This is a genomic window from Jeotgalibacillus proteolyticus (genome assembly GCF_002926065.1).
Lineage (GTDB): Bacteria > Bacillota > Bacilli > Bacillales > Jeotgalibacillaceae > Jeotgalibacillus > Jeotgalibacillus proteolyticus.
The window spans coordinates 195861-214012 of sequence record NZ_PREZ01000008.1; the positions used below are offsets into that span (position 1 = coordinate 195861).

19 protein-coding genes and 2 riboswitches are annotated in these 18152 nt (G+C 43.6%); of the genes, 2 read left to right on the plus strand and 17 right to left on the minus strand.

The features are described from left to right. Positions 1-23: 23 nt before the first annotated feature. Positions 24-344 (plus strand): helix-turn-helix domain-containing protein, encoded by a 321-nt coding sequence (locus C4B60_RS18920; RefSeq protein ID WP_104059599.1) that lies wholly within the window; start codon positions 24-26, stop codon positions 342-344. 34 nt (positions 345-378) lie between these two features. Here the strand turns inward: C4B60_RS18920 and C4B60_RS21555 are convergent, their stop codons facing one another. From C4B60_RS21555 to C4B60_RS18990, 15 genes are all read right to left on the minus strand, one after another. Next, positions 379-528: a hypothetical protein gene (locus tag C4B60_RS21555; RefSeq protein WP_167578707.1), complete on the minus strand. Its 150-nt coding sequence runs from the start codon at positions 526-528 to the stop codon at positions 379-381. A 34-nt stretch (positions 529-562) separates the two neighbouring features. Further along, a riboswitch (cyclic di-GMP riboswitch) is annotated at positions 563-658 on the minus strand. 459 nt (positions 659-1117) lie between these two features. Beyond that, positions 1118-2374, minus strand: a complete 1257-nt coding sequence (gene purD / locus C4B60_RS18925; protein ID WP_104059600.1) for a phosphoribosylamine--glycine ligase — start codon at positions 2372-2374, stop codon at positions 1118-1120. Between the two features lie 123 nt (positions 2375-2497). Beyond that, on the minus strand, positions 2498-4033 hold the full coding sequence (gene purH, locus C4B60_RS18930) for a bifunctional phosphoribosylaminoimidazolecarboxamide formyltransferase/IMP cyclohydrolase (protein ID WP_104059601.1): 1536 nt from the start codon (positions 4031-4033) through the stop codon (positions 2498-2500). A gap of 59 nt (positions 4034-4092) precedes the next feature. Continuing rightward, the gene (purN, locus tag C4B60_RS18935) at positions 4093-4656 is read right to left on the minus strand and encodes a phosphoribosylglycinamide formyltransferase (RefSeq protein WP_104059602.1); all 564 of its coding nucleotides are present in this window, start codon (positions 4654-4656) and stop codon (positions 4093-4095) included. A 12-nt stretch (positions 4657-4668) separates the two neighbouring features. Next, positions 4669-5709 carry a phosphoribosylformylglycinamidine cyclo-ligase gene (gene purM / locus C4B60_RS18940; RefSeq protein ID WP_104059603.1) on the minus strand — a complete coding sequence of 347 codons (1041 nt, stop codon included), beginning with the start codon at positions 5707-5709 and terminating at the stop codon, positions 4669-4671. Positions 5710-5720: 11 nt separating this feature from the next. Then, positions 5721-7142 (minus strand): amidophosphoribosyltransferase, encoded by a 1422-nt coding sequence (gene purF, locus C4B60_RS18945; protein ID WP_104059604.1) that lies wholly within the window; start codon positions 7140-7142, stop codon positions 5721-5723. Continuing rightward, positions 7127-9343 carry a phosphoribosylformylglycinamidine synthase subunit PurL gene (purL, locus tag C4B60_RS18950; protein ID WP_104059605.1) on the minus strand — a complete coding sequence of 739 codons (2217 nt, stop codon included), beginning with the start codon at positions 9341-9343 and terminating at the stop codon, positions 7127-7129. Before purL ends, purF begins: the two co-directional genes overlap by 16 nt. Beyond that, positions 9327-10013, minus strand: coding sequence for a phosphoribosylformylglycinamidine synthase subunit PurQ (gene purQ, locus C4B60_RS18955; protein WP_104059606.1), 687 nt, complete (start codon positions 10011-10013; stop codon positions 9327-9329). The genes purL and purQ overlap by 17 nt, the downstream gene beginning before the upstream one ends. Then, positions 10010-10264, minus strand: a complete 255-nt coding sequence (gene purS / locus C4B60_RS18960) for a phosphoribosylformylglycinamidine synthase subunit PurS (protein ID WP_104059607.1) — start codon at positions 10262-10264, stop codon at positions 10010-10012. The genes purQ and purS overlap by 4 nt, the downstream gene beginning before the upstream one ends. Next, positions 10261-10977, minus strand: coding sequence for a phosphoribosylaminoimidazolesuccinocarboxamide synthase (gene purC / locus C4B60_RS18965; RefSeq protein ID WP_104059608.1), 717 nt, complete (start codon positions 10975-10977; stop codon positions 10261-10263). The genes purS and purC overlap by 4 nt, the downstream gene beginning before the upstream one ends. A 103-nt stretch (positions 10978-11080) precedes the next feature. Then, on the minus strand, positions 11081-12379 hold the full coding sequence (gene purB, locus C4B60_RS18970; protein WP_104059609.1) for an adenylosuccinate lyase: 1299 nt from the start codon (positions 12377-12379) through the stop codon (positions 11081-11083). A 16-nt stretch (positions 12380-12395) separates the two neighbouring features. After that, positions 12396-13523, minus strand: coding sequence for a 5-(carboxyamino)imidazole ribonucleotide synthase (gene purK / locus C4B60_RS18975; RefSeq protein WP_104059610.1), 1128 nt, complete (start codon positions 13521-13523; stop codon positions 12396-12398). After that, positions 13520-14008 carry a 5-(carboxyamino)imidazole ribonucleotide mutase gene (gene purE / locus C4B60_RS18980; protein ID WP_104059611.1) on the minus strand — a complete coding sequence of 163 codons (489 nt, stop codon included), beginning with the start codon at positions 14006-14008 and terminating at the stop codon, positions 13520-13522. Before purE ends, purK begins: the two co-directional genes overlap by 4 nt. 134 nt (positions 14009-14142) lie before the next feature. Beyond that, positions 14143-14244: riboswitch (purine riboswitch) on the minus strand. A gap of 73 nt (positions 14245-14317) precedes the next feature. Then, a complete protein-coding gene (locus C4B60_RS18985) occupies positions 14318-14515 on the minus strand; it encodes an NETI motif-containing protein (RefSeq protein ID WP_104059612.1) in 198 nt (65 codons plus the stop codon). Beyond that, positions 14493-15065, minus strand: a complete 573-nt coding sequence (locus tag C4B60_RS18990) for a DUF2179 domain-containing protein (RefSeq protein ID WP_104059613.1) — start codon at positions 15063-15065, stop codon at positions 14493-14495. Before C4B60_RS18990 ends, C4B60_RS18985 begins: the two co-directional genes overlap by 23 nt. A 192-nt stretch (positions 15066-15257) precedes the next feature. Here C4B60_RS18990 and C4B60_RS18995 point away from each other — a divergent pair, with 192 nt between their 5' ends. Further along, complete coding sequence (locus C4B60_RS18995) at positions 15258-16205, plus strand: Gfo/Idh/MocA family protein (protein ID WP_104059614.1); 948 nt, start codon at positions 15258-15260, stop codon at positions 16203-16205. A 229-nt stretch (positions 16206-16434) separates the two neighbouring features. Here the strand turns inward: C4B60_RS18995 and C4B60_RS19000 are convergent, their stop codons facing one another. After that, positions 16435-17097, minus strand: a complete 663-nt coding sequence (locus C4B60_RS19000) for a type 1 glutamine amidotransferase domain-containing protein (protein WP_209020113.1) — start codon at positions 17095-17097, stop codon at positions 16435-16437. 207 nt (positions 17098-17304) lie between these two features. Then, positions 17305-17649 carry a hypothetical protein gene (locus tag C4B60_RS19005; RefSeq protein WP_104059616.1) on the minus strand — a complete coding sequence of 115 codons (345 nt, stop codon included), beginning with the start codon at positions 17647-17649 and terminating at the stop codon, positions 17305-17307. Between the last annotated feature and the right edge of the window lie 503 nt (positions 17650-18152).

Below are 18152 nucleotides of genomic sequence, written 5' to 3' on the forward strand. Positions count from 1 at the left end.
AGTCCATCAAGGTGTGTGAGAGTATGATAGGTGATCGTGTAAAAACACTTAGAAAAGAGAAAAAAATGTCATTATCAGAACTGGCAGAACAGGCTGGCGTGGCGAAGTCCTATATTAGTTCATTAGAGCGCAACCTCCAGCAAAACCCTTCCATTCAGTTTCTGGAAAAAATTGCTCCGGTTCTCGGAGTGACAGTAAACTCATTGCTCGACCCCGATGATAATCAAAAGAATATAGATACCGACTGGGTAAAGCTGGCTAAATCAGCCCAGGAATCCGGAATTACCAAGGAGCAGTTTAAAGAGTTCATCGAATTTAATAAATGGCGGAAAAATCAAAAATGACCTGAGGATCTGCTCAGGTCATTTTGATCGTACTTTACACACTAAAGCATCTTCTTGCATTTCCCTCATTCGAAGGCTCATTCCCATTTAAAAATTCTACAATTTCAATTTCGGAAATCCCAGCTCCCAGCGCCTCATTGATAAGAGATACCCACTCCATATCTACTTCTATTTTCCGACCCACCATTTTCCCTCCCGAAAATACTTATTTCAGTACCTCAGGCGGCTCAGCCATCATAGCATTTCAATAAACAAATGCCTTAGACCTGTAAGCTTTGCGTCCCAGTCTTTCGAAAGGTTTGCCCTTGACTGTGTTACCCGAATAGCTACTCCATGACCCCGGCATTATTTATTTTGTCCTAGACGATTTGATGTTGTTACTAGTTTACCACCTTTCCCCTCTGGAAAAACATAGTATTTTAGAACTAAGGTTTTTTCAAATTACGACAATAATTTTCAAATGAAGATAATGTGCAACCCGCAATGCCATTATTCATTAAAATAACCCGCTATTATGAAAGGCTTCTTAAAGAGGGCAAAACTCCCTGATTAACTCGTTATTACACCGGTTGTTCTTTATTAAGAAATAACATACTTGTATTATACGTTTATTTCCTATTATGTTAAAGTATCATTTTTTCTTTTAATGGAATAAAACACCTATAAATACTCATTTTTCCTCCTGTTTTCTCTTATTATCTAAATTTTCTATTTTTTTAATACTGTTCTATATAGTGAAAAAAAGAACTCATAAGTGAGTTCTTTCTAGTAGATTATCCTTTTTTAACGGCTTTATAAGCGATGTCTTTTCGATAAAAGAGTCCATCTGTTACCTTTTCATCCAAAAATGAATAAGCATTTTCCTGCGCTGACTTCACGGAATCCCCGCTTCCTAAAACCAGCAGCACCCTTCCTCCTGCAGAATACAGTCTCCCATTATCTTCTTCTGTACCAGAATGAAAAACCCGGTCGTTTTTCCCATGAAAGGAATCAAGCGAGATTCCTTTTTTGTATTCTCCTGGATAACCCTCAGCCGCAGCTACCACTCCTACCTTTGCTTCCGGGTTCCATTTTGGAGCAATTTTTTCCCCGTTCAAAAGACTCAGCAGAAGCTCCGCAAGATCTGTTTCAAGTCTTGGCAGGACCACCTGAGTTTCCGGATCTCCAAAACGTGCGTTGAACTCTATAACCTTTGGTCCATTTGCTGTCAAAATTAAGCCGGCATATAATACACCGGTAAACGGTTTTGCTTCTTTGATCATCGCCTCTGCTACCGGCTCTAAGATCGTTGACAATGCTTCCTCCGCAATAGAAGCAGGCAGATGAGGAACCGGTGAATAAGCCCCCATGCCGCCCGTATTTGGGCCTTTATCACCGTCAAAAGCCCGTTTATGGTCCTGAGCAATCTCAAGAGGGATAATATCCTGATTATGGACTAGCGCCATTAGAGAAAATTCTTCTCCATCCAAAAATTCCTCAATGACGATCTGCCTTGAAGACGAGCCAAACTGTCCTTCTATCAACATATTCTCCACCGCTTTTTCCGCTTCTTCAAGCGTTTCAGCGACAACAACACCTTTACCCGCTGCAAGACCGTCTGCCTTGATCACGATTGGGGCACCCTGCTTTTTTATGTACTCCTTTGCAAGGTCCGCATCCTGAAATGTTTCATAGGCGCCAGTAGGCACATCATATTTTTTCATTAAGTCTTTTGCAAATGACTTGCTTCCCTCAATCAGCGCGGCTTCTTTTGTTGGACCAAATATTTTTAAATTTTCTGCTAAAAATCGATCTGTTATCCCCTCTGAAAGAGGCTGCTCAGGTCCTACAATCGTTAATTTTATGTCGTTTTCCTTTGCGAATTGAATAATAGACTCCTGGTCTGTTTCTTCAATATTCACCCGTTTTGCAACAGCTGCAATCCCTGCATTTCCCGGCGCACAAAAAACGTTCGTTACAGAAGCTGAATTCGCAAGACTTGAGCAAATCGCATGTTCTCTTCCGCCTCTTCCGATTACAAGCACATTCATTATTCATCTTCCTTTCTGCCTAAACGATCTATAAAAGAAGCTGACCCACGATCATATGAGTCAGCAAAAAGACATGGACATGTGTAAGATAGTCTTTGACATGGAATATCTTACGTAAATATATTAGTGTTTGAAGTGACGGACCCCTGTTAGGACCATTGTAATCCCGTATTCATTTGCTTTTTTAATTGAATCCTCATCACGAATTGAGCCGCCTGTCTGGATAATGGCTGTTATGCCTGCTTTTGCTGCAGCTTCAACGGTATCGTCCATTGGGAAGAAAGCATCTGATGCAAGGCTTGCCCCTTTGGCACGTTCTCCTGCCTGTTCGAGGGCAATCTTCGCAGCGCCAACCCGGTTCATCTGTCCGGCTCCAATTCCAAGCGTCATATTGGTATCTGCAACGACGATTGCATTTGACTTAACGTGCTTCACCACCTTCCAAGCCATTTTCATTGCTTCCCATTCCGCTTCTGTCGGCTGTCTTTCTGTCGCTACTCTAACGTCCCCATTTTCAAGAGTAAAATGATCCTGATCCTGAACGAGGAGGCCTCCCTCTACTGAAGTGAAGACACGCTCATGAACTGAATGACGGTCAAATGGCACGGTCAACAGCCGGATATTCTTTTTAGCTGTTAAGATGGCCATTGCTTCATCCGTAAAGGCTGGTGCAATAATAATTTCTAAAAAGATTTCTGATAGCTTCTCAGCCGTTTTCCCATCCACTGCACGATTAAAGGCAACAATACCTCCAAAAATGGAAGTTGAATCACTTTCGTAAGCCTTTAAAAATGCTTCATAAGGGTTTATGCCTGTTCCTACACCACATGGATTCATATGCTTTACTGCCACTGCCGCCGGCTCTCCGAAGTCTTTAACGATCTGAAGGGCTGCATCAGCATCTTTAATATTGTTATAGGAAAGCTCTTTGCCGTGATGCTGTCTGGCATGGGCTACTGAGAATTCTGAACCCAGCGGATTCCGGTAAAAAGCAGCCTGCTGATGAGGGTTTTCCCCGTAGCGCAGGTCCTGCTGACGTTCATATGTAAGAGTCATCCGCTCCGGATTGTCTTCCCCAGCTTCTTTTGAAAGGTATTGAGAAATATAAGCATCATAAGCAGCCGTATGACGGAAAACCTTTGCTGCCAGACTGCGTCTTGTCTCACTATTGACCTGACCGTCCTTATGCAATTGAGCAAGGACCCGCTCATAATCAAGAGAATCGACTATAACCGTGATATAGGTATGGTTTTTTGCTGCAGCACGCAGCATAGTCGGTCCGCCGATATCAATATTTTCAATGGCATCTTCATAGGCAACATTCGGATTGCTGATCGTCTGCTGAAATGGATAAAGATTAACACAGACTACATCAATCGGCTGAATGCCCTGCTCCTTCATTTGCTGCTGATGCAATTCGTTGTCCTGTTTTGCAAGAAGTCCTCCGTGAATGAAGGGGTGAAGCGTTTTAACGCGTCCTTCAAGAATCTCAGGAAAACCGGTAACTTCATCAACACCTGTGACAGGAATATCCTGATCCTGAAGCAATTTTTTCGTACCGCCTGTTGACAGAATTTCGTAGCCGAGCTTGTGAAGCCCATCTGCAAATTCTACTACTCCTGCTTTATCTGACACACTTATAAGTGCTCGCTTTGCCATTGTCATTCCTCCATCTTTTAAGTCACCTTTTACTAGTCCTATACCCGGGTAACTTTTGGTTAAGTAAAAAGCTGTTGTAAGGTAGAGGGATAGAGCTTATGCTCGATGCTGTGTATTTGCTTCTCAATTTGAACCTTGTCCATCTCCTCTGATACTGCAAAGGACTCCTGAGCGATGATTGGACCGGTATCCATCCCTTCATCAACATAATGAATGGTTACGCCCATTACTTTTACGCCGTACTCCACAGCTTGTCCTACTGCATCTTTACCTGGAAATGCAGGCAAAAGAGATGGATGAATATTAATAATTTTCTTTTCATATGCAGAAAGAAGCACCTTCCCGATTAAGCGCATATATCCGGCTAAAATGATCCACTCAATCCCTTTTTCCTCAAGCTTTTCACATATGATTTTTTCATACTCTTCCTTAGAAGAAAAAGATTTTGCCTGAAAAGAGAAGACGTCAATTCCTGCATTTTTCGCCCGTTCAATGACAAACGCATTCGGCTTGTCACATACAACGAGCTCTACTGCAGCATTGAGCTTCTTCTGTTCAATTGCATCAATAATAGCTTGAACATTACTTCCATTGCCAGAAGCAAAGAGGGCTATTTTTGTCATACTGCTCACTCCCTATACCTGCTGCTTAAATGTTACCCGCTCTTCATTTGCTGCGGTAACTTTTCCGATTAGATACGCATCTTCACCGGATGCAGCAATGGAATTCAGCGCTTTCTCTGCCTGATCCTCTTTTACTACAACGACAAATCCGATCCCCATATTAAAGACATGGAATAGCTCATCCTGTGTCATTCCTGCCGCCTCCTGAATGACATTAAAAACAGGATGTACCGGCCAGCTGCCAAGCGTGATTTCTACACCAAGCCCCTCAGGCAGCATGCGAGGAAGATTTTCATAGAAGCCGCCTCCAGTTACGTGGGCCATCCCCATCACTTTGACCTCTTTTAAAAGCGGAAGAACTGATTTTGCATAAAGCTTTGTCGGTGTTAAAAGCACCTCTCCAAGCGGTTGATCAAGCCCCTCCACCATATCAGTTAAAGCGTAGCCTTTATCCTCAAGCAGGCTTTTACGGACAAGAGAATAGCCATTGCTGTGAATTCCGCTTGAAGAAAGACCGATGAGAATATGTCCTTCTTTAATTTTTTCACCTGTAATAATTTCACTTTTCTCACAGGCACCAACAGCAAACCCGGCCATATCATACTCGTCTTCTTCATACATCCCCGGCATCTCAGCTGTTTCTCCGCCGATAAGAGCGCAGCCGGATTGCTCACAGCCATCGGCAATTCCTTTAACGAGCTGTTCGATTTTTTCAGGTACAGCCTTCCCGACTGCCAGGTAATCTAAAAAGTATAGCGGTTCTGCCCCTTGAGCAATAATATCGTTCACACACATTGCCACGCAGTCAACGCCGATCGTATCATGACTGTCCATGGCAAATGCCAGCCGAAGCTTCGTGCCGACTCCATCAGTACCAGAGATCAGGACCGGTTCTTTGTAAGGCAGGGAAGATAAGTCAAACATTCCGCCAAATCCGCCGAAAGAACCCATCACACCCGGACGTGCGGTACGGGCAACATGTTTTTTCATTCGCTTAACGGATTCGTACCCTGCTTCTATATCTACTCCTGCTTGTCGGTAGGCATTTGACATTACTGTTCCTCCTAGTGAGTTAACTCTTTTTCATATGGATGCAAGGTATCCGGATAAATCTCCGTTGGATATTTTCCGGTAAAGCAGGCTAAGCAATGCCCGCGATTCTCCCCCGAGTCCGGTCTGCCGATCGCTTCCACCATGCCATCAACAGAGATAAAGCTGAGGCTGTCTGCCCCAATAATGGAACGAATTTCTTCAACCGAATTTTTACTCGCGATTAATTCCTCATGAGTACTCGTGTCGATGCCGTAAAAACAAGGGTTCTTAATTGGCGGTGAGCTGATTACCACATGAACCTCTGTTGCTCCTGCATCCTTCAGCATTTTCACGATTCTTCTGCTTGTGGTGCCGCGAACGATTGAATCATCAACCATGACGACACGCTTTCCGTCAACAACACCACGGACAGGAGAGAGCTTCATTTTAACCCCCTGCTCACGCAGCTCCTGAGATGGCTGAATGAAGGTACGGCCAATGTAGCGGTTTTTAATCAGACCCATTTCATAAGGAATATTTGCTGCTTCAGCATAGCCAATCGCTGCAGAGATACTGGAATCCGGCACCCCTGTTACGACATCTGCCTCAATTGGAAATTCAACAGCAAGCTGTTTACCAAGACGTTTTCTTGCACTGTGGATATTAAGGCCGTCAATATCACTGTCAGGACGGGAAAAATACACATACTCCATCGTGCAGATTGAGCGGTTTGTGGCATACGTGAATTTTTCTGAGCGAATGCCTTCATCATTAATGATGAGGAGCTCCCCCGGTTCAACTGAACGGATGTACTCTGCTCCGATAATATCAAATGCACATGTTTCAGATGCTACGACAAATCCATCACCAATCTGACCTAGTGAGAGCGGGCGCAGCCCATTTGGATCAAGTGCTACCATAAGCTCTGTTTCTGTCATGATGACAAATGCGTATGCCCCTTTTAACATGGTTAGAGCATTTTTTACGCGTTCCTTCATGTTTTCGTAGCCGCTGCGTTTAATTAAATGAGCCAGCACCTCTGTATCCGAAGTGGTTTGAAAGATGCTGCCCTGACGCTCAAGCTGATGCTTCAGTGCGTTTGCATTTACAAGATTGCCGTTATGGGCAAGAGCAAGGCTTTCTGTTTGAGAACGGAACAGCAGGGGCTGAACATTCTCATATCCGCCGCCGCCGGCTGTCGTATAACGCACATGTCCAACTGCGCCGTGTCCGTTAAGTTTATCAAGCTCCTCCTGGCTGAAGACTTCTGTTACAAGTCCCTCACCTTTAAAGCTTGTGATGTCTTTGCCGTTTGACGCTACAATACCTGCGCCTTCCTGTCCCCGGTGCTGAAGACTTTGAAGTGCGTAGTACGTAAGCTGTGCTGCCTGTTCATGTCCCCAGATGCCGAATACTCCACACTCTTCATTTAGTCCTTTTAGCTCAGCAAGCATGAGATCGCTCCTCTCCAGCTATCTTCGAAGTCTTTAACAGGGCGATTAATTACAGCCTGCCCCCCGTTACGGACAAAGATGGCTGATTGGGCGGTTACATGTCCGATGTGCGCTGCGTCTACAAGTGCTTCAAATGCTTCCTTATGCTCCGGTGAAACAGAAACCAAAAAGCGTGATTGCGTTTCACTGAAAAGTGCCGTTACCGCTGATCCATCAATCTCTGCTTCCACTCCAAGACCGTCTGTACCAAATGCAGATTCTGCAAGCGCTACTGCAAGACCGCCTTCTGCAAGATCGTGCGCCGAGGCTACAAGCCCCTGCTGAATGGCTTCAAGCAGCTGCTGCTGGCGTAATTTCTCTATATCCAGATTAAGCTCAGGTGCTTTTCCAAAGATTTTTCCATGTACTAATTTTTGAAGCTCACTACCGCCAAATTCTGTTTTCGTATCGCCAATCAAATAAACAAGATCGCCGGCTTTTTTAAAGCTTTGCGTTGTAATATGCTTTACATTATCAATAAGGCCGACCATTCCAACAACCGGCGTTGGATAAACAGCTGTACCATTTGTTTCGTTGTACAAGGAAACATTTCCGCCGATCACTGGAGAGTTTAGCTCTCTGCACGCTTCACTCATTCCATCCACCGCTTTTTCCATTTGCCAGAAAATTTCCGGCTTATCAGGGCTTCCAAAATTCAAGCAGTCTGTGATCGCAAGCGGCTTTCCACCAGAGCAAATGATATTTCTGGATGCCTCAGCCACTGCAATTTTCCCGCCTGTTTCAGGATCAAGATATAAGTAGCGTGAGTTGCAGTCTGTTGTCATAGCCAAAGCTTTTTCAGTCCCGCGAATCCGGAGAACAGCTGCATCTGACCCAGGCGTAACAATCGTATTTGTCCGCACCTGATAATCATACTGGTCATAGACCCATTCCTTACTTGCAATCGTTGGCTGCTTTAAAAGGGCTAAAAGAGTTTCTTCAACATTCTCAACCTCAGGCTCCTTGTTCTCCATTGCCTGGAACTCACGATAGTATGCAGGCTCACTTGAAGGCTTGTGATAGACAGGCGCATCCTCAGCCAGAGCATCAACCGGAACATCTGCTACTACTTCACCGTTATGGGTCAGACGGAGGTTATGATCGTCCGTCACATATCCAACGGCCACTGCATCTAAATCATATTTATGGAAGAGCTCCTGAATTTCCTGCTCACGCCCTTTTTCAATGACGATCAGCATCCGTTCCTGTGATTCAGAAAGCATCATTTCATAAGCTGTCATACCCGTTTCACGCTGAGGAACAAGGTCAAGATTCATTTCGATGCCTGATCCTGCTTTGCTGGCCATTTCAGCTGAGGAGCTTGTTAGACCTGCTGCTCCCATATCCTGAATCCCGATCAGGGCATCTGATTTAATTAACTCCAGGCATGCTTCAAGAAGAAGCTTTTCCATAAACGGATCGCCTACTTGGACAGCCGGGCGTTTTTCCTCTGAAGCATCGCTTAATTCCTCAGAAGCAAAGGTTGCTCCATGAATGCCGTCGCGTCCTGTTTTAGCACCAACATACATCACCGTATTGCCGACACCCTTTGCCTGGCCCTTTTGAATGTCTTTATGGTCGATTAACCCGACGCACATTGCATTTACAAGAGGGTTTCCATCGTAGGATGCGTCAAATTGAATTTCTCCGCCAACTGTTGGAATGCCGATGCAGTTTCCGTAGCCTGCAATTCCTGCAACTACCTCTTCAAAAAGGTACCGAACACGAGCAGAATCCAATTCTCCAAAGCGTAAAGAGTTGAGGATCGCGATGGGTCTTGCTCCCATTGAAAATACATCACGTATAATTCCGCCAACACCTGTTGCAGCGCCCTGGTAAGGTTCAATAGCAGAAGGGTGATTATGGCTTTCGATTTTAAATGCCACTGCTTGCCCGTCTCCAATATCAACGATACCCGCTCCTTCACCCGGTCCCTGTAAAACCTGCTCGCCTGTTACAGGGAACTTTTTCAGTAAGGGTTTAGAATTTTTATAGCTGCAATGCTCAGACCACATAACTGAAAATAATCCAAGCTCTGTATAGTTAGGAAGACGTCCCAGAATTTTTTCTACCAGGCCGAACTCTTCGTCAGTTAATCCCATTTCCTTATAAATCTTTTCATCTTTTATATTCTGTGCTGTCGGTTCAAGCAGTAACGACATTTGAGTCCCTCCAATGCTTTACAATCGATTGAAACAGTTTAAGTCCGTCTGCGCTTCCAAGAAGCGAATCCACTGCGCGTTCCGGGTGCGGCATCATACCAAGCACATTCCCTTTGGCATTTGTAATGCCGGCAATATCCCCTAAGCTTCCATTAGGATTTGTTCCTTCATAGGTAAAGGCAATCTGACCGTTTTCCTTTAATTCATTAAAAGTTGCATCATCACAGTAGTAGTTGCCTTCTCCATGCGCAATTGGAATCTGAATAACCTGATCCTTTTCATAGTCAGAGGTAAACATTGTTTTCGCATTTTCAACACGAAGGCCAACGGTTCTGCACATGAATTTAAGCTCTTTATTCCGAAGCATAGCCCCTGGAAGAAGTCCTGCTTCAAGAAGAATTTGAAATCCGTTACATACGCCAAGAACCGGTTTGCCCTCCTCAGCTGCTTTTACGACTTCCTTCATTACATTTGAAAAGCGGGCAATTGAGCCTGAGCGCAGGTAATCCCCGTAGGAGAATCCTCCAGGAAGTAAGATCCCGTCGTAGCTGCTCAAGTCGCCTTCGTCGTGCCAAACATACTCTGCTTCTTCTCCGAGTTCATCTTTAATCGCATGGTACATATCAATATCACAGTTCGAGCCTGGAAATACAATCACTGCAAATTTCATTTTGTGACTGCCTCCTCCACCTCATACTCATAGTTTTCAATCACTGTATTCGCAAGAAGTCTTTCGCACATTTCTTTCACGACCTCATCAATCGGGCGATCGGTTGGTTCAAGTGTTACTTCAAGGTATTTACCGATGCGTACATCCTGAACCTCATGATAATTTAACGCGTGCAATGAGCTTTTCACTGCTGTTCCCTGTGGATCAAGTACACTTTCTCTTAAAGTTACGTGGATTTTTACTTTTATCATGATGATACGCCTCCTAGTCTTGTGAAAACAGTTTGATAGGCATCTGTTAAACTGCCCAAATCTCTTCTAAAAACATCTTTATCAAGCTTTTCCTTTGTTTTTGAATCCCATAATCTGCACGTGTCCGGAGATATTTCATCCGCCAAAAGAATTGATCCGTCTTTTCCTCTGCCAAACTCCAATTTAAAATCAATTAAATCAACGCCGATTTCATTAAAGAAGCGGGTTAGTATGCTATTGATTTCAAGTGCTTTTTCTTTTAGCACTGTAAGCTCCTCAGGCTTGGCAAGAGATAGAATCGAGATATGATCTTCATTAATGAGAGGATCTCCAAGTTCATCATCCTTGTAATACCATTCCACAATCGTATGCTTAAGCGGCTGTCCTTCCTCTAGTCCAATTCTTTTGGCCAATGTTCCGGCTACAACGTTTCTTACAACAACTTCAATCGGAATAATTTCTACATGGCGCACAAGCTGTTCATGATCGGAAAGCTTTTGAACAAAATGCGAGTCAATTCCTTCTGCTTTTAACTTTTCAAACAGTAATGAGGTAATATGATTGTTTAACTGACCCTTGCCTTCAATACTGGCTTTTTTCTCGCCGTTAAAGGCGGTTGCAGAATCCTTGTATTCAAGCCATAAAATCCCTTCTTCATTTGTTGAATACAAACGCTTTGCTTTTCCTTCATAGAGCAGCTGCCTTTTTTCCATGTGAAATACACTCCTTGAAAGTCGGAATTTTGAATCTATTTATCTTGTAAACCAGGGAAATTCCAAGGTCCGCACATTTAGTGCGGGCCTTAGAATCCATCATTTAATCGTTTAGCCCTAGACGGGTAAAGATCGTATCAACATGCTGGAGATGATAGCTGTAATCAAAGCAGTTGGCAATTTCTTCAGGTGACAGCTTTGAGGTGATCGCTTCTTCTCCTTCTACAAGCTCACGGAAATGAACCTGCTTTTCCCACGCTTCCATTGCTTTTGGCTGAACAGTATCATAGGCTTCTTCTCGTGAAAGACCTTTGTCAATTAGTGCAAGAAGTACACGCTGTGAATATATAAGTCCGAGTGTTGCGTCCATATTCCGATTCATGTTTTCAGGGAAGACGGTCAGGTTCTTCACGATATTGCCAAAGCGGTTCAGCATATAATTTAATGCGATCGTTGCATCCGGTAAAATAACCCGTTCTGCAGAAGAGTGGGAGATATCCCGCTCATGCCATAGCGGCACGTTTTCATAGGCAGTCAGCATATAGCCCCGGATTAATCGTGCAAGCCCCGTCATGTTTTCAGATCCGATCGGGTTGCGTTTATGCGGCATAGCAGATGAACCTTTTTGTCCTTTTGCGAAAAATTCCTCAACTTCTCTTGTTTCACTTTTTTGCAGGCCGCGTACCTCAACGGAAAACTTTTCAATGGAGGTTGCAATTAGCGCCAGGGTAGACATGTAATCAGCATGACGGTCGCGCTGCAGTGTCTGTGTTGAAATAGGTGCTGCCTGGAGCCCCAATTGCTCACATACATATGCTTCTACAAAAGGATTAATATTGGCATACGTTCCAACCGCTCCGGACATTTTTCCAAATTCAACGCCTTCTGCTGCAAGTTTAAAACGCTCAAGGTTTCTCTTCATTTCCTGGTGCCACAGGGCAAGCTTCAGGCCAAATGTCGTCGGCTCTGCATGCACACCATGCGTACGGCCCATCATAACGGTTAATTTATGTTCTTTTGCTTTTGCAGCAAGAATGTCAACGAAGTTCTCAAGATCATTAAGAAGGATTTCATTCGCCTGCTTAAGTATGTATGAAAGTGCTGTGTCGACCACATCTGTTGAAGTTAAGCCGTAATGCACCCATTTTTTTTCGTCTCCAAGTGTTTCAGAAACTGCACGAGTAAACGCTACGACGTCATGACGGGTTTCCTCTTCGATTTCCTGGATGCGGTTTACGTCAAATGAAGCATTTGCTCGTATCTTCTTTACATCCTCCTTAGGAATATCGCCAAGCTCAGCCCATGCCTCACAGGCTAAAATTTCTACTTCAAGCCAGGCCTGAAAACGGTTTTGTTCTGTCCAGATTGATCCCATTTCGGGACGTGTGTAACGTTCAATCATCTTGTGGTACCTCCAATTATGTTGTCTTCCAAATTTGTGAACCGTCAGCCTCAATTAAGGCTTCCTCTACATCATGGGTCAGTATCGTAACATGTCCCATCTTTCGGTTTTCCTTCGCTTCAGCTTTCCCGTATAAATGAATGGACCAGTTTGGATAGCTATCCAAAGCACCAATGACCGGCTCGACATGCTGACCGAGAATATTTACCATGACAACCGGCATAACGAGCTCTGTTGTTTTTAACGGCCAGTTGCAGATGGCTCTGATATGCTGGTGAAATTGAGATGTTGCACAGGCTTCGATTGAATAATGACCTGAATTATGCGGCCTTGGTGCAAGCTCATTAACATAAATTTCACCGGTTTTTGTCACGAACATTTCAACGGCGAGTGTTCCAACCAGCCCGATTTGATCGGCTATCTGAAGAGCAAGCTTGATCGCAAGTCCTGACACTTCAGGCTCCAGTCTTGCTGGAACGATTGACTGGTGCAGAATATGATTTATATGGATGTTCTCAGCAATTGGCAGGGTAGTGGTCTGTCCGTACTCATTCCGGTGAACGATAACAGAAACTTCTTTGTCAAATTGGATGAAGGATTCAAGTACACATGGTCCGCTTTGGGTAATGAGCGCTGTTCCTTCGTCCAAATCCTCCATGGTATTTAGCTTTACCTGTCCTTTTCCATCGTATCCTCCTGTAGAGGTTTTTAAAACAGCCGGAAAACCGAACGTTTCTATCTTATCATATAAGTCTTGTTCGTTTTCAATGATTTTATAGGGAGCAACAGGTACGCCTGCCTGATCAAGCATATTTTTTTCATATCGGCGGTCCTGTGTAATCCTGATCAGCTCCGAACCCTGTGGCACATGAGCTATTGTGGTTAACCACTTAAGAGCGTCTGCATTTATATTTTCGAATTCATAGGTGATAACGTCACTGCTTTCAGCGAGCCTTTTCAATGCTTCACGGTCATCAAAGGCAGCCTGAATCTCTACATCAGCGACTTGGCCGCATGGAGAATTCTCACCCGGATCAAGCACTGCAATGTTAAATCCGGCTTCCTTGGCAGCTAATGCCATCATCCGTCCGAGCTGGCCTCCGCCAATTATGCCAATAGTCTGTCCTGGAAGAATTCTTTTCATATAAGATCACCACTGCTCTTTTTGACTTTTTCTTCACTTGCCTTTCTCCTGTCATCTAAACGCTGGGCAAGATCGGGATCAAACGCAGATAGGATCTGGGCGGAAAGAAGACCTGCATTAACCGCACCAGCGTCCCCTATTGCAACTGTTGCAACAGGTACTCCTCCTGGCATTTGTACAATCGAAAGAAGTGAATCAAGCCCGTTTAGTGCCTTGGATTGAATCGGTACACCAATCACCGGAAGTGTCGTCTTAGCTGCGACCATTCCTGGTAAATGCGCAGCTCCCCCTGCTCCTGCAATAATTACCTTTATCCCTTTTTCTCTGGCACCATTTGCATACTCAAACATAAGATCCGGGGTACGGTGGGCGCTGACAACCTGTTTTTCATAAGGTACTTCAAGCTCTTCAAGAATGTCGCATGCTTTTTTCATCGTCGGCCAATCTGATGTGCTTCCCATAATGACACCAACTGCTGCTTTCATCATCTCACTCCATTAATCTATTAAGTATTCAGGCATGAAAAAAACCCAGGTCAACAATCTCCTTTTATCAGAAGGAAAGTTGTTCACCTGGGTCCCGAATTCAATCATTTACCCTAAAAAGGGCATAGCGGATCCATGGCAATACTTTCCCTCATAGTCCGGTCATTTACGGTAACCGGGTAGAAACTTTTGGGCCATATTCCCATGATTATATGAGGTCGTATGCGGTATTCGTTTATCTCGTATTCATCATAACAAGGTGACATGCCTGCGTCAACCTTAAACCGAACAATTTTATACTGCTATAATTTATTGTTCGCTTTTCATTCCCTGAAATCGAATTTTCTGTCTAATTGGCTCTCTTTTGACAGAACTTCCCTCTTTTATTTCTTTAAAAACAGGCTCTTCCATTCTTCTTACCGGAAGATATCCAAGCTCCGCCATGCGCTTGAGACAGTTATCAATCGATTCATTCTCTTCCACCTCAAACCATTGTTTCTTGCTCATTTTTCTTTTCCTCCTGCGCAATTCGTCTTCTTACACTCTTCACCCAGAAACCGCCGTGGATTGCTTTTGGTTCATACGAGATAATAAATGCTTTTGGGTCTATTTCTTTAATCGTCTGATAAAGCTTAAGCTCATACCTTCTTGGGGTCAAAATCTGCATAGCCCATCTTCCCCCTTCAAGCCCGTTCGCCTCCCAATCCGTTACCCCGTAACCTTTTGCACGAAGTTTTCTTGGAAGATCGAGTCCGTTATCCATTGTAATCACATTAACGGTTATATAGCCGAGGGCAAGCTTTTCTTCTATTTTCATGCCGACAATAACACCGATTCCATAGCCGACAGCATAAGCAATGAGGTTTTGAAGCTCATTTAAATTATCAAGCACGAGTCCAAGTCCAACTACATAAATCACAACCTCGACGGTACTGACGCCCGCCGCTAAATATCGGTAGCCCTTTAAGGTTAAAATCATTCGTATAGTAAAAAAAGATACATAAAAAATATTAATCACAAAAATGATCGCCATCATAATTAACCCGTTTTCAAGCACGCTTTTTCCTCCTTTATCAATGGAAGAAACGGATCTCATCTCAGCAAGATAAATTTCTTCTTATTTCTACTAACGTTATGCTACTAGCGCTTTGAGAAAAAGTAAAGATTAACCTTTGCAAACTTATATTCTTTTTATCCTTCGTCTTGCGAAATGATATACTAAAAGAATCTTACCATAAGGAGCTAAATCATGACACAGCCTGTATATATTGCCATCATTGGTCTTGGAGCAATTGGGGAGCGGCTCATTCCTTCTTTTCTCGCACATCCCCACTACAGTATAAAAGCCATTTGCGATGTAGATCATCAGCATATGGAAAAAATCAATTCTGCCTATAAGCTTAATGCAGCCACCTATACTTCTTTTGAAGAATTACTTAAAGATCCGTCTGTAAATTCCGTTTATATTGCGGTTCCTCCTAAATGGCATTACATCTATACAATGCAGGCGATCAACAAAGGTAAGCATATTCTTTGTGAAAAACCGCTGGCTAATTCATTGTCAGAGGCCATGGAAATGGTCAAGGCAGCTGATGATAACGGAATCATTAATGCTATTCACTTTCCACTGCACTACAGTCAAGAAGCAGTAAGTTTAAACGAAAAGCTTCCTGAGATTGGTCAGCTAAAACGGATAGAATTAACGATGCGCTTTGAAACCTGGCCAAGAAGCTGGCAGCAAAATGACTGGATCGCAAAACGTGAACAGGGAGGCTTTATCAGGGAGATTACTCCTCATTTTATTCAGCTTACCCATTCACTTGCAGGTGAAATTAGTGATATCCAATCTATTGTTCAATATCCAGGAGACCATGAAAGCTGTGAAACAAGCATTATTGCTTCTGGAATGCTTTCCGGTAACGTTCCGATTATTATTAACGGTCATTCAGGAATCGGTATGAAGGATGATCTCACCTATCGTTTATTTGGAACGAAGGGAGTCCTCTCTCTTGATCAATGGGCGCAGCTGAAACAAGGTTCCCTGACTCAACCTCTTGAGCTTATTCAGTCGAGAGAAGACCGGTCCTCTCACTCTGTTCTTGAGGAATTTCACAACGCTATTAACTTGAAAAAAGCAAACCTGGTTTCTTTTCAGGAAGGGCATGCAGTTCAGCGTACACTTGAAGAATTACTTTAAACTTAAAGACATTCATTTAAAGATTAAAAAGAGGGTGAGACAAATGTATGTCTCACCCTCTTTTGTCCGGTTCACTGCGCTTCAGGCGGACGCTTCCGCGGGGCGGGGCCTTTCGCTAACTTGCTTCGAAAGTGGATCTCAAACTCCCGCTTCATCCTGCAGGAGACGCCACCTTCCGCTCCATTTACCTCACGTTTTTAAAATTATTGATATGTCCCAGAGTTTTTACTTATTTTCCAATCACATTAACAAAAGCTTCTGCTGTTTTTTGGCTTGATTGAGGGTTTTGACCAGTTACGAAATTACCGTCTCTCACGACATGGTCTGCCCAGTTAGCCTGAGCCACAAAATGCGCTCCCTGCTCTTCCAGACGGCTTTGAAGTAAAAATGGCATTTTTTCCACAAGTCCCATTTCCTTTTCTTCCTCATCAGTAAATGAAGTCAGCTTTCTTCCTTTTACAAGCGGAGTCCCGTCAGAAAGCTCGACATCGATAAATCCTGCTGGACCGTGGCATACAGCCCCGATTGCTTTATTGTTTTCCGCAAAGTGGGCAAGCCCGTCCTGAAGCTGCGGTTCATTTGGCAGGTCAAACATCGTTCCGTGCCCGCCCGGCAGAAATACTCCATCAAAATGATCAAATACAACACTTGATAACTGTTCGGTCTGAAGAAGCTGTGCTTCCGCTTCCTTCCATTCAGATGGCTGCTCTCCCTCAAGACTGTTTGGATCAAGCGGGATCGCTCCTCCCTTAGGACTTACCACCGTAACATCATAACCATTTCGCTTAAATTCAACATACGGCTCTGCAAACTCAGACAGCCATAATCCAGTTGGGTTATCTGCATCAATTTTATCAGTATTCGTTACTACCATTAAAACACTTTTAGTCATTATTGCATTCCACCTTTTTAAGTTGGTTAACTCTCACTTTAAAAATACCCCTTTGGAATGGCAATAAACATAAAAGGAACCCTTTGCCAGTTTCAGGTTTCAGTAGTAAAGCGCCATTCTTGCACTCTGCTTCTTATGACAGTTTAATTTCCACCTGAATAAATAAAAAAACTGCCATCCTTTTTAAAGGAGACAGTCTTTTATCATTTACTTAACACTTCCGACACCTAAAATATCAACCGGTCCGTGATCATCACAATGATCCCCATGGACATGATGCAATCGCCCGTTTACTAAGTAATCAAAATGATCTCCATGAGGAACCATCTCATGCCCGCAATCTTCATTATGACTGCAGCCGCACTCATGTGGCTTACATTCTTCGGGGTTTGTATCACTAACCTCTATCTTACACTCGTCCCAATGCCCTTCATGTTCATGGTGAAGATGACCATCATGGACATAATCGATATGATCTTTATGCTGGATCCTGGTGTGGCCGCAATCTTCGCTGTGCTGATGCTGATGATCTTCATGTGTATGATGAGACATTTAAGTTTCACCTCCTTTTCGACAAATTTCCTCTTATATTTAAAATATCCCACTTGGTAAGAATTAAACAATAAAAAATTTTATCTTTTAAGCCTATTTTCTACTGTATTTCATTTGGCAAAGAAACAACAAAAGAATCTTAGACCATCTGTTTCAAGAGCTTCGACCTTATTTACAGACGCTCAACAGCAGGGAAATCGGAAAATGCAGGGTAAGAGGCGGAGAACTAGATTGTCAATAAAGCAGAAATTAACTTTGGGCAGTGTCTTTTTATGGGGCTGTTTTTAAGTTTGAGGGTAGACTTTTACTTATGAGCGCGATTACTGTTTTATGAGCAGAAATGGGAGATTTATAAGCGCAATTGTGAATTTGTGAGCCGAATGAGGTAATTTATGAGCGGATTGATTCTAAGGTATTTTTTTGCGCAAACAAAAAAAGCCATTCCCCAACAGGGAATGGCTCACATGCCTAGCGACGTCCTACTCTCACAGGGGGACCCCCAA